Origin of the sequence: Aquirufa sp. (assembly GCF_044342065.1) — a bacterium.
Taxonomy (GTDB): Bacteria; Bacteroidota; Bacteroidia; order Cytophagales; family Spirosomataceae; genus Aquirufa.
The window spans coordinates 96,624-109,986 of record NZ_JBIIQN010000002.1 but is presented as its reverse complement, the minus strand read 5'-3'; the positions used below and the strand labels follow the sequence as shown (position 1 = coordinate 109,986).

Sequence of the window (13,363 nt, the reverse complement as noted above, 5' to 3'; positions counted from 1 at the left end):
GAATTTTATGAAATCAGTAAATCGATATTTCTTATTAATGGTTTTTGCAGTATTGGGTTTTTATGCTCAAGCACAAGAAAAACCAGTTCCTCCAAATCAAAATTCAGTACGTCCAATCGATGAATCTAGTATTCATTACAAGGCTCGTTTATGGCGTCGTATGGATTTGAATGAGAAAATTAACCAGCCATTTTTCTCAAAAAACAACGAGATTACCAAGTTTATCATGGATTGGGTCAAAGCAGGCGTTTTGGTTCCTTACACCAACGATTCATTGACCACAAAGTTGACTTACGAGAAGTTTTTGGATAACCTGAAAATGGAAGAGCAATCTCAAGAATCTGCGCTATCTGATGCTGAAAAAGCAGCCGGCTTTGGAGCGGAAGGCTCTTCACCAAAGGCTGCAGGAACGGATGATGGATGGGGAGGTAGTGCCCCCAAGTCAACTGAAGTGCCAGCTAAAGATGATTTTGACCAAAAGCCTACACCCATAGGTGTCGAGTATTATTATGCAAAAGATCTTTCTATATTAGAGATTCGTGAAGATGCGGTTATTGACCGTCGTCGATCTCGATTGTATTTTGATATTCAGTCAATTAAAATTGTTATCCCTGCCTCCAAAACGAAGGCAGGTTTTGATAAGGAAATTGCCACTTTCCGTTTTAAAGATTTGTATAAACTTTTCCGCTCAGAACCGAATTGTGTTTGGTATAATTCAGAAAATGAGATGCAACATAAAAATATGGCGGATGCATTTGACTTAAGAATGTTCCAAGCTCGCATTATCAAGAAAGGTAATGTAGAAGACAAGTTGCTTTCTGATTTATACGGGGGAGAAAAAGAAGGGCTGATGATGTCCCAACTCCTTGAATATAAATTGTTGGAAATGGAGCATGATATGTGGGAAAACTAATTCCAAAAACATGGTTAAAAGGAGCTACTGTTAGCTCCTTTTTTTATGTCCTTTGCTGCATAGGATAAATCGAGTAAAATATTAGATGCAAGTGATTTTAGGCATTTCATTTCTTATTTTTTTGCAAAATTATGGGTTTATTATCTTGATTTAATTCCATTTTTTGCCGACTTAAATGTAAATTGCAGAGTAATTTGACTAAATTAATATATGTCGTATCAACGCAAAACAAAAATTGTTGCCACAGTAGGCCCCGCATCTGAATCAAAAGAAGCATTAATTCAATTAGCCCAAGCAGGAGTAAATATTTTCCGGTTAAATTTTTCTCATGGAACGCATGAGGATCATTTGGCGCGCTTGCAAACGATTCGTTCAATCAGTGATGAATTAGGTCTTAATTTGACCGTTCTTCAAGATCTACAAGGACCTAAAATCCGTACGCAATTGGTTGAAAACAATGGTGTGCCTTTGGAAGCTGGTAAGCAATTGATTTTTGCTATGGATGAAAATCTATTAGGTACTTCTGAAAAGGTAGGGACAACCTATACCTCCATGTATTTGGATGTTAATGTTGGGGAGCGCATCTTGATGGATGACGGTAATTTAGAAGTGAAAGTACTTGCGATTGATAAAGTTAAAAAAGAAGTAATTACCGAAGTGATTTATGGTGGGATTTTGAAGTCAAAGAAGGGTATTAACCTGCCTGGTACAAAAGTTTCTTTGCCTTGCTTAACTGAAAAAGATACTGCCGATCTTTATTTTGGTTTAGATCATGGGGTAGATTGGATTGCCCTATCATTCGTGCGTAAAGCATCGGATATTTGGGATATAAAAGATAAAATTAAAGCCTACGGAAAAACAGCCAAGGTGATTGCCAAAATAGAAAAGCCTGAAGCTATCGATAATTTAGATGAAATTATTGAGGCGACTGATGCCATCATGGTAGCTCGTGGTGACCTAGGGGTTGAAATGGATGGGGCTGTAGTTCCTTACTTACAAAAAGTAATGGTGGAGAAGTGTACAGCCGCTGGTAAGCCGGTCATTGTGGCTACTCAGATGTTGGAATCCATGATTACTAATCCAGTACCTACGCGCGCCGAAACATCCGATGTGGCTAATGCCGTTTTACAAGGAGCGTCAGCAACGATGTTGTCGGGTGAATCAGCATCAGGTTCATATCCGATTAAAGCCGTTGAAACGATGGCTCATATTCATGAGGTCGTAGAGCAACAACAAAATGCCATTGAAATTATTAAAGGAGATGAGGCTGCTATTTATTTTAAAAATCACGCCTTAGCGAATACATCCAATGTAACCTTAACGGATCGTTTGATTTCAGGCGCTTGTCGTCTTGCACGTGATTCAAAAGCCAAAGCGATACTTTGCATCACAAACTCGGGTCAGACTGCGTTTAAATTATCGGCTCACCGTCCAAAAGCAGATTTATTTGTCTTTACTAATGATAAGCAACTTATGTCTACTATGGGCTTACTTTGGGGCGCAAAAGTTTTCTATTATGATGCTGCATCCGAAAGTGTTGAGAAAACGGTTCAGGGAATGGTTGATCGCCTAAAGAAAGATAATTTGTTACAAGTGGGAGATGTATTTGTTACAACACTATCAATACCTGCACATACAACTAAGAAAACCAATACGGTTCAATTAGGTATCGTAGAATAAATTTCAGGGTTTATCCATGAAGAAAAAACACCCTTATCTATCCAACCCGCTAATCGGTTTATACTCTGTATGGACCGGTTTTTGGTTTATTGGATGGTTTCTAGTTTTGTTTCCCTTCATGTTGATTTTTCTGCAGCATAAGGATACTAAACGCTTTGCCCATCGTTTGGTACGGATCTGGTCCCACTTATTTTTCGCCTTTGGATTCCTGCGGTTTGAAGTAGTTTCAGAACAAAAAATAGACCCCAAGCAAGTTTATGTTTTTTGCGCAAACCACTTTTCATACCTCGATATACCTGCGTTTGTTAAAATTCTTCCGAATTACTTTTCTTTTGTGGGCAAGTCATCTATCAAAAAAGTACCCCTATTTGGTTATTTGTATAGTCGGCTGAATATATTAGTTGACCGCAATGATCGAGCTTCACGCAGCGCCACCTTGGCAAAATCGATTCGGGCATTGCAATCCAATCGCAGCATTATTATTTTTCCTGAGGGAGGAATTACTTCCAAAAATTTCCCCTATATGTCCTCTCCCTTAAAGGATGGGGCCTTTGCTATGGCGATCCAGCAACAAGTTCCGATACTTCCCGTTTCGTTCTTGAATAATCACCAACTGATGGATGATGATTACATTGCGCTGAAACCAGGGCTTATTCAAGTTCGTGTACATGCCCCCATTGAAACCTTAGGGTTGACCCAAGAAGATTTACCAGTTCTTCGGGAAAAAGTATTTCAGAAAATCCAACAACCTATTTTGGACTATCATGGCGTTGATATGCCTCAATAAATCTTCTATGCGTTATATCGTCGGATTGGTTTTTATGTGTATGTTAATTGCTTGTTCAAGCGAGCCCGAAAATCATTTACCTAGGCCTAAGGGATTTAATCGCATCGATTTGCCCTCAGCAACGTATAAATCCGTAGAGGCTGGACATCCATATCAATTTGAAATCTCCCGTTATGCGCAAGTTATCCCCGATACCGTTACCATTGGGAATAAAAAAGAGGTCTTTAAGGCAGAACCACATTGGATTTATTTGTACTATCCGCGTTGGGATGCCTTTATTCAAATTACCTATAAACCATTAGGAGGTGATAAACAGAAAATGAAAGCATTGATTAATGATGCATTTGCGCTTGCCTATAAACATCAGGGAAAGGCTTCCGGAATTCATGATTTTGTGATGACGACTAAGGATGGTAGAAAAGCGGGTTTAATAGAATTGAATGGCGAAGTTGCCACGTCTTTGCAGTTTTTCACAACGGATAGTTCTAAGCATTTTTTGCGTGGGGCAATTTATGTTAAAACGGCTACCCAAAACGATTCTTTGGCCCCTATAATTCATTTTCTAAAGCAAGATGCTTTACATTTAATTGAAACGCTTTCTTGGAAATAACTGACTTGTTCAGGTCCTGAACTTTCCGTTTATTTGTAGCTTATATGGGCGAATCAAATGTACTTTTTGAAACGGAGCAGTCAACAGTTTTTGTTGACGCATTGCTTCCATTACCCATTCCGCGCTATTTTACCTACCGCGTACCTCGTCAGTGGGCCACATGGGTAGAGGCAGGATTACGCATCGTAGTTCCATTTGGTTCTACCAAAGTGTTAACAGCGGTTATTGTCAGTGTTCATCACCAACCGCCAAAGCAATATCAAGCTAAGTATATATTGGAGATATTGGATGAATCTCCCTTAATTACGGCATCTCAGATTGCGCTTTTTCAATGGGTGGCGAATTATTACATGTGCTACCCGGGTGAAGTCTTTCAAGTGGCCCTACCGGCTGGTTTAAAGATTTCAAGTCAATCTAAGGTCCAGATTCACCCTGAGTTTCAACTTCAACAAGATTTAACTGAGAAGGAGGCCGTTATTTTTCAAGCTATTCAAGAGAAAGGTGCCTTGACCTACGATGAGGTCGCCCGTATTGCTGAGGTAAAGAGTCCTTACCACCATATAAAATCCATGGTAGGAAAGGGGGCTATTTTGATTTTTGATGAGTTAAAGGATCGATATACACCGAAAGTTCAACGACGGATTCGTTTAGTTTCCACCCACACAAGTAAAGAGGCATTGACAGAATTAATCAGTCAGTTGGAGTCCAAAACCAAGCAAATCAGTATTTTATTGCATTATTTACAGTTTATACCCGTAATGCGGGACGTGGAATCGAATGGGCGGGGGTTGGAAAAGTCAAGTTTTACCCAAGCTGGGTTATCAGAAAGTGCACTACAGACTTTAATTAAAAATGGAATTTTCGAATCCTTCGAGACGATAGTATCTCGTTTTGGGACAGATTCGGACGATTTTATACCTGCTTCTTTTGATTTAAATCAGGCGCAGGAAAAGACTTATCATGCCATTTTGGAACAATTTCAGGAAAAGGACACCGTCTTATTGCATGGAATAACGGGAAGCGGGAAGACGGAAATTTACATCCGATTGATTCAGGAGGCCTTGGCCAATGGCGATCAGGTTTTGTATTTACTCCCTGAAATTGCGTTGACTACTCAGATAGTTGCCCGTTTAAAAAAGATTTTTGGTGAGCAGGTTGGGATTTATCATTCCAAATTTTCAGATAATGAGCGGGTGGAGGTTTGGAAATCCATCGTGGAAGGCAAGTATCCTTTTGTTGTTGGTGTGCGTTCATCCGTATTTCTCCCTTTTTCTAGGCTAGGATTAATCATTGTGGATGAAGAACATGAGTCATCTTTTAAACAAGTAGACCCCGCACCACGCTATCATGCCCGCGATGTGGCGATGGTATTAGCTGGCCAACAAAAAGCCAAGGTCTTGTTGGGTTCTGCTACGCCTTCTATAGAATCCTATTATCAAGCCAAGCAAGGAAAGTATGGCTTGGTGACATTAATGGAACGATTTGGGAAGGCTACCTTGCCGCAATTAAATCTGATTGACACGAAGTATGCCACTAAGATGAAGCAAATGAAGGGTGGGTTTTCTGTGGATTTGGTCAGTATGTTGGAGGAAAATTTCAAACAAGGGAAACAGAGTTTATTGTTTCAAAATAGAAGAGGATATTCCCCATACATTCAGTGTCAGGATTGTGATTGGATTGCTGAATGTAATCAATGTGATGTGAGTTTAACGTATCACGCGAAAGATCAAGAATTACGATGCCACTATTGTGGTTATCGGGAAGCTTTATTGCGTCGCTGTGCGGCTTGTGGAGGATCTAGTTTAAAAACCATGGGCTATGGAACGGAGAAGTTGGAAGAAGAATTGCAATTACTCATTCCAGATGCGCGGATTGGTCGGATGGATTTAGACACAACGCGTTCGAAAACAGCATTTAATAGCCTCCTAAGCGAAATTCAATCTGGAAATATTGATATACTAGTGGGTACCCAAATGGTTGCCAAGGGCTTGGATTTTGAAGGCCTATCGACTGTTGCCATTTTTGATGCTGATAAGATTATTAATTTCCCCGACTTTAGAGCTCATGAACGGGCATTCCAATTGATTACGCAAGTAGCAGGCCGAGCTGGTAGGCGAGATGTTCAAGGTCAGGTATATATACAAACGAATCAACCGACGCATCGATTATTTCAATTTATTCAGCATGCGGACTATGCCGCCTTGTACGCGGATGAAATTGTGGAGCGTCAAGGCTATGCTTATCCACCTTTTGTTCGTTTAATTAAATTGACGCTGCGTCATATTGAATCTACTCACGTTGAAAAGGCGGCTATTGACTTAGGGGGCCAGTTGAAAGAAAAATATGGACATGGTCGTATTCTTGGACCTGAGCGCCCACTTATTGAACGAATTCGCAATCAATTTGTCATGGAAATCCTAATCAAATTAGAGAAAGGTGTATCCTTGGCTCAATTTAAATTGGAATTACGTGCATTGATGGATGAATTACCTAGCAAACCGATCTTTAAAGGTGTACAGGTCATTCCTGATGTCGATTGTCTTTAGCGTTTAAAAACGACATCTTCATAAGGTAGGCGGAAGCGTTCTCCCCAAACTCCTTCTTCAGTTCCCTTTCCTACAGAGACGATCATATTGATTTCTGCTCCGGAAGGTAATCCGAGTGCTTTCTTTACGCGTACCGCATCAAATCCTTCCATCGGACAAGATTCATACCCTTCAGCTGCAATGGATAGCATAAAGGTTTGTGCAGCTAAGGCACAAGATTTATGCGCCATAACACGCTGATCTGCTTTACCTCCAAAACGCATAAAGGGTTTCCGTATTCCCATGAAAAAACACATGGCCTTACGAATACCTGTAAAGAATCCAAAAGGATCTTGGCGGTACAATAATGGCATTAATTTACTGTAATACTGCAAACCTCGCTTCTCCATTTTATTGGGCTCTTTCCCCTGAAGGGATTCCTGTATGCGCGCTAAATTCCATTTTGCTCGTTGTGGCCATAAGTCTAAACGCGTAACAAAGACAACGAGGTGTGCTGTGTTTTTTGCTGCAGATTGACCTAAGCAAAGGGAATGGAATTTTGCTTTCTCTTCCGGACTTTGAATCCAATAGAATTCCCATAACTGCATATTACTACTATTGGGGGATAAAATTGCTCGTTGAAGGCTTCGTTCAATCACCTCATCAGCGACACTTACTTCTGGGTCGAAGCGTCTGTTGCTGCGGCGGCGCTGAACGATGGTTTCAAATGAATCTGCTAGCATAGGTTTAAATTTTGTCAAATATACGGGAAATGTTGGACGCCCTAAAACAAAAAAAGTCAGAACACGAGGTTCTGACTTTTTTTAAAAAAATTCAAGATAGATTAATATCCGTCATTTTGTTTCAATGTAGGCTTTCCAGCTTTTTGAGAATTTAAGATCTCATCGATTGGTAGCGGGAAATATCTGTTTTTGTCAGTAAATGATTTACCAACCATATAACTTCTTTTGTTATATGTTCTTCCAGTCATATCTCTGCCTGGAGCTCCTTCTTTTGGAATATACATCTTGTTTAGGAAGTCACTTGCAATTCCCCAACGAACTAGGTCGAAGAAACGGTGACCTTCCATCGCAAATTCCAAACGGTTTTCCATGTAAACTGCATTTAATGCAAAATCTTTACCATTAGCTGCAAATGTTCCAGCTGGATAAGGATTGATAACATTATTAACAGATGCATCTTGAACTTTGCTATTTTTAGCGCGGTTACGGATCATATTTACATATTCCTCCGCTTTCGAAAGGTTATTCTCTTCAGCTTCGATTTCAGCTAACCATAAAATTACCATCGATAATTTAAGTAGACGGTAGTTGTTGTTAACCGAACGACGGCTGGTAGAGTGTGTCGAACTTCCTTCATCTGCTAAATAATACATCCATTTTTTACCAGAATATGGACCCGCATAGTTTTGGTCACGAATCCAAGTCGATCCTGGCATTTTACCCCAATCTAAGAAGTTTACGCCACGACGACCTACTGTCCAATCTAAACGTGGATCTACTGGAGCAGACACGTCTAACACGAAAGCAGCTGCAGCGCCAATACCCTGATCATTCGGTAAATCTACCTCATTGTAAGTATCCTCTAGACCTGCTTTGTTTTTACCAATCATTGGTAAACCATCAGTAGTAGTTTTAAATGCATTCACTAGGTTTTGAGATGGCTGGTAAAATCCACAACATCCACGACCAGGAGCGTTAGCACTATATGGCCAGTTTAGGTTGTCTCCTGCATTTCCATTATTTCCTGTAGAACCATCATTTACTGAAAATTGAACCTCAAAAATTGACTCAATGTTATTGTTCGTCGTGTTTCTGTAGTTGTCATGGTAATCAGCTACTAATTTTTTACCTGAATTCTGAAGGATATCTAATAATAATGGCTTAGCTAAACTATATTTCTTTTGGAACATATACGTTTTTGCTAAATAAGCCATCGCTGCCCATTTCGTAGCTCTTCCTTTTTGTGCTTGTGTTGCAGGAAGATTATCCGCTGCAAATTTGAAATCTGCCTCGATGTTTGGCCAAATATCCTTGTCATTTGGTATTTTCGTTGAATTTGGATCATCACGCTTGTAGGTGTTTTCATCAATATATGGAATCATGTTCCACATCTTCTTTCCTTCGAAATGGTAGTGACCGCGTAAGAAACGAGCTTCCGCAATTACTTGCGTTTTCTCTGCTTCTGTCATGTCCTTTACATCTGGGCTTTTAGCAAGTAAGATGGCCTCGTTGGAACGGGCAACACCATCATAGGTATGTTGCCATTTACCATTGAAATACGTGTTTTCTGCAAACCAAGTATATTGCTCAATGAAACTTTGCTCTGGCTGGTCACCAGCATCTGTACCTTTTACGGCATCACCGGATGTAATTCCACCAAACACATAGTTTGAGATGGTAGATTGACGTCCTGTATTTCCTGCACCAACTCCGTCCAATAAAGAATAAGCGCCAATTAGTAGGGCATTTACTCCGCTTTTATTAGATAGAGACGTTAGAGAAGCAGCACCTTGAGGTTGTACCTCTAGGAACGACTCTGAACAAGAAAAGTTTATTCCAACTGTCGCAAACAATGCGAATATGATTAACTTTTTCATTTTTTATCTGATTTATTTCAAATTATAATTAATTAAAATCCTACTCTTAAACCTACATTGTAAGATTTAGCCACAGGGAATGCACCCTCATCAATACCCATGTGGATATCTTGATTGTCTGCTCCTGAGTTTCTAATGTTGATATCAGGATCTAAACCTTTGTACTTGGTGAAAGTCAACAGGTTTTGTCCTTGCACATATACCTGCATCGAACTAAGTTTGATTTTCTTCAACATCGTGTTAGGTACATTGTAAGTTAACTGGATATTCTTGATACGCATGTATGAACCATCCTCAACGAAATATGTTGAAATTTGCTGGCTAAAGGTATCATTTGCATTCAAGCGCGGCAATTGTGCTACGTCACCTTGTTTCTTCCATGACTTGTACAACATATCTGTCGAACGGTTTCCTTGGAAGGTATTAAAGTCTGTCCAATACTTTAAGTAGTTGAATAACTCATTACCTTGAACACCTTGCGCAAACACAGTTAAATCCCAATTCTTATACCCTAAATTAAGATTTAAACCATATGTAAAGTCTGGATGAGGATTACCAATGACCGTTCTATCCGATGCATTAATTTTACCGTCACCATTCACATCCTTGAACTTAAATACACCTGCACGGGTATATCCTGGAATTTGTACCGCTGCTGCAGCTTCTGCATCATCTTTAAGTACACCTTCAACAACGTATCCGAAGAAGCTAGCAATTGGCAAATTTGCTCTTGTTAGAGAAATAGCTGGTAGACGAGTCGAGAATCCAAAAATTTGTGCTTGCGGATCATCATTTAACTTAACCACATTGTTTTTGTAATGGCTAATTTGTCCTGAAAGTGAATAACGTAATTGACCGATTTGATCTCTGTATGTTACGTTTAAATCAATACCTGTGTTGTTTACCTCACCAATGTTCACAAATGGGATACTTCCTGTTCCAGATGATCTTGGAATAGGTACTTGTGTTAACATGTCTGATGTTGTACGTGTATACCAGTCAAAAGCAACGTCTAATTTGTTGTTGAACAAACTTGCATCCAAACCAATGTTTGTGGATGTATTTGTTTCCCAACGACCATTTGAGTTACCAAATTGCGCGATATCAAAACCTGAAGCGATGGCATTACCTGCACCACCGATGTCATAAGCGTTGTTGTTCGGATCTGGTGTAAATAATGTATATGCATTGTATACGTTTGGAATCAACTGATTACCTGTTTTACCCCAACCTGCACGTACTTTCAAATCATTCAATGCAGTGATATTCTTAAATAAGGCTAACTCAGAAAGACGCGCACCTACAGAGAATGCAGGGAACACACCATAACGATACGCTGGTGAGAAACGAGAAGAACCGTCTCTACGCAACGTAAAATCAGCTAATAAGAAATCTTTGTATGAGTAATTTGCTTTTCCAAATTGAGAGAACAAAGCCGTAATCGTTGCTCCTGATCCTGCGTTTGTAAGACCTGCAGCTGAACCATTGTTCAAATAACGATAGGATAAATCGTCAAAGGCAAAATTGCTTCGTTGTGCTGAAAAACCAAATCCATAGGTTGAAACAGCCTCTGTACCAACTAATACATTGAAGTCATGATCTCCTATTTTTTTAGAGTAGTTCAACGTATTATACCATGTAATGGCGCGATCAAAGTTATTTCCTACCGTTAAGCTATTCGCATTACGCGCTTCCGCTGCTTCAATATCACGATTGAAAAAAGCTGATTGATTAAAGTTGTTGTATTCAAAACCAACGCTTGTACGCGCCTTTAAATCTTTGATGATTTCAACTTCAGCAAATACATTACCAAAGATACGTGTAGAAGTAACTGGGTTATCACGCTCTCTCCATAGGCGAGCTAATGGGTTAGGTGCATTACCAAGGTTAGAACCACGAGGACCTGCAAAACCATTTAAAAATGATGTATTTGTTCCACCTAATGCTACTGGACCTCCTGTGATATCAAATACCGGGATAATCGGTTGAATACGAATCGCAAACATGATTGGATTGGATTCACTGTTATTTCCAGCAGGAATACCAACACGCTCATCGATTGAAACCGTTACGTTCTCTCCAAAAGTAATAGCACCTTTTTTGAATTCTGTATTCGCACGAACTGAGTAACGCTTGTATCCCGTATATTTCAAGATACCTTCTTGATCGAAATAACTAGCAGAAATTGCATACTTACCATATTTTGAGCCACCTGTAGCACCCAACTGATAGTTGGAGATTTTAGCTGGTCCAAAAATTTCACGCTGCCAATCAGTACCTTCCTTGTTGGCTTTCGTAATGTTAAATGCCGTAACACCTAATTTTGGATCTGTTATGTCATTCGTATAGGTAAAGTTAGCTGGTAACGCACCGTAAACGTTTGGATAGATGTAATCCGCAATCGTCTGAGAACCATCCGCACCAAAACGATATTGTGCTGATGGAGAAGTTCCTGCAGGTCTACCTGCTCCAATTTGCGACTCGTAGAAATACTGACCCAATTCCTTGGTATTCATTAAATCTAAAGTCTTACCTACTTGCTGTGTACCTGTGTACATGTCAAAGCTGATCTTTGGCTCACCATCCGTACCACGCTTCGTTGTGATGATCACAACACCATTCGCAGCACGTGCACCATAGATAGAAGCTGCAGAAGCATCTTTCAACACCTGCATCGACTCAATATCATTTGGATTGATTTGGTTTAGTGTACCTTGCGTAGGCACACCGTCAATTACGTATAGAGGTGAGTTGTTGTTTGTCGAACCGAAACCACGGACACGAACCATCGTTCCACCACCCGGTGAGTTATCATTACCTACCGTCACACCTGATGCACGTCCTTGTAACATTTGTGTTACCGATGCAGCTGGTACAGCAGTAAGTTCTTTCGCACTTACAACCGCTACGGCTCCTGTGATGTCTTTTTTACGCTGGGAGGTGTAACCTGTAACAACGACTTCGCTCAATTGGCTAACATCCTCATCAAGAGTAATTTTGATAGATGAGCGATTTCCAACCGCGACAGATTTTGAAACATAACCTACCGAAGTAATTACTAATTCGGCATTGCCACTTTTAACGTTAATGGAGAAAGCTCCATTACCATCTGTTGTAGTACCCGTTGTTGTACCCTTGACTGCAACAGAAACACCGGGAATACCCACGCCCTTAGCGTCTTGGATACTACCCGTAACTTTTAGGTCTTGACCAAATGATACCCATGAAAGTGTTAACATGAATACCATTAGAAAGACCACTCGGCTTACGTAGAAATTGTTTTTCATATAATAAGTTGGTTTGAGTGTGTGTCGACCAATCTACAAATTGTGCCGACATATAATGTCACCAATTTAAGGAAATATTTTTTACGTGGTACCCTTGTTTTTGTTTTTTTTCAATATTTTTTTTAATAATTATTATAAATTTAATTGCATGGTAATGTAGAAGTACTCAATTCTGCTTATAAATAGTTAAATCTGAATCCTTTGATTACCTTTGTTGGTCTATATATTTTTACCCATTTAAAAGAATTTTACGCAATTATTTTATGTTAAATTTAGTTTTATTCGGGCCTCCAGGGGCAGGTAAGGGGACTCAATCAGCGAAACTTATCGACAAATATGGATTAATTCACCTATCAACTGGTGACTTATTACGGGCAGAAATTTCTGCTGGAAGTACTTTAGGCTTAGAGGCCAAAAAACTTATGGATCAGGGTATTTTGGTTCCTGATGCGGTGGTTATCGGCATGATTGAGAATAAATTAAATGAAAACAAGTCCGCTGCAGGATTTATTTTTGACGGTTTTCCGCGCACAGTTGCGCAAGCAGAAGCCCTAGACTCGCTTTTGGCTAGCCATTCGTTGAGCATTACGCAAATGATTGCGCTAGAGGTTGCCGAAGAAGAATTAACCCAACGCTTATTGGAACGCGGTAAATCATCCGGTAGACCAGATGACCAAAACGAATCGCTGATTCGTAAACGTGTACAGGAATATATGGAAAAGACAGCTCCGGTGGCTGGTTATTATGATAACCAAGGAAAGTTTACTGGGATTAATGGAGTAGGAGAGATCGAAGTTATTTTCGGTCAGATTCTTTCCATCATTGAGAAATAAGAACGAAGAGGTAATAAGTAAAAGGTAAGAGGTTAGTTTTTGACCTTGGAACTCACTCCCTTCGGACTAGCGACTGATTACTGACCACTACATACTTACTAACAACTA

General features: G+C 39.9%; 9 protein-coding genes. 6 read left to right on the top strand and 3 right to left on the bottom strand.

Features of this window, described 5'->3' with window-relative positions; all coding sequences use genetic code 11:
- The first annotated feature begins 7 nt into the window (after positions 1-7).
- From gldN to priA, 5 genes are all read left to right on the top strand, one after another.
- Positions 8-913 (top strand): gliding motility protein GldN, encoded by a 906-nt coding sequence (gene gldN / locus ACIQZ2_RS01395; protein WP_395767045.1) that lies wholly within the window; start codon positions 8-10, stop codon positions 911-913.
- 210 nt (positions 914-1,123) lie between these two features.
- Positions 1,124-2,593, top strand: a complete 1,470-nt coding sequence (pyk, locus tag ACIQZ2_RS01390; RefSeq protein ID WP_395767044.1) for a pyruvate kinase — start codon at positions 1,124-1,126, stop codon at positions 2,591-2,593.
- Between the two features lie 16 nt (positions 2,594-2,609).
- Complete coding sequence (locus tag ACIQZ2_RS01385; protein ID WP_395767043.1) at positions 2,610-3,380, top strand: lysophospholipid acyltransferase family protein; 771 nt, start codon at positions 2,610-2,612, stop codon at positions 3,378-3,380.
- 7 nt (positions 3,381-3,387) lie between these two features.
- Positions 3,388-3,990: a gliding motility lipoprotein GldD gene (locus ACIQZ2_RS01380; RefSeq protein ID WP_395767042.1), complete on the top strand. Its 603-nt coding sequence runs from the start codon at positions 3,388-3,390 to the stop codon at positions 3,988-3,990.
- Between the two features lie 44 nt (positions 3,991-4,034).
- Positions 4,035-6,536 carry a primosomal protein N' gene (gene priA, locus ACIQZ2_RS01375; protein WP_395767041.1) on the top strand — a complete coding sequence of 834 codons (2,502 nt, stop codon included), beginning with the start codon at positions 4,035-4,037 and terminating at the stop codon, positions 6,534-6,536.
- Here priA and ACIQZ2_RS01370 read toward each other — a convergent pair.
- The 3 genes from ACIQZ2_RS01370 to ACIQZ2_RS01360 all read right to left on the bottom strand — a co-directional run bounded on the left by ACIQZ2_RS01370 (position 6,533) and on the right by ACIQZ2_RS01360 (position 12,422).
- On the bottom strand, positions 6,533-7,258 hold the full coding sequence (locus tag ACIQZ2_RS01370) for a nitroreductase family protein (RefSeq protein ID WP_395767040.1): 726 nt from the start codon (positions 7,256-7,258) through the stop codon (positions 6,533-6,535). The genes priA and ACIQZ2_RS01370 overlap by 4 nt on opposite strands.
- Before the next feature lie 101 nt (positions 7,259-7,359).
- Complete coding sequence (locus ACIQZ2_RS01365) at positions 7,360-9,135, bottom strand: RagB/SusD family nutrient uptake outer membrane protein (RefSeq protein ID WP_395767039.1); 1,776 nt, start codon at positions 9,133-9,135, stop codon at positions 7,360-7,362.
- A gap of 32 nt (positions 9,136-9,167) precedes the next feature.
- Positions 9,168-12,422, bottom strand: coding sequence for a SusC/RagA family TonB-linked outer membrane protein (locus ACIQZ2_RS01360; protein WP_395767038.1), 3,255 nt, complete (start codon positions 12,420-12,422; stop codon positions 9,168-9,170).
- A 263-nt stretch (positions 12,423-12,685) separates the two neighbouring features.
- Here ACIQZ2_RS01360 and ACIQZ2_RS01355 point away from each other — a divergent pair, with 263 nt between their 5' ends.
- Complete coding sequence (locus tag ACIQZ2_RS01355; RefSeq protein ID WP_395767037.1) at positions 12,686-13,255, top strand: adenylate kinase; 570 nt, start codon at positions 12,686-12,688, stop codon at positions 13,253-13,255.
- The last annotated feature ends 108 nt before the right edge of the window (positions 13,256-13,363 follow it).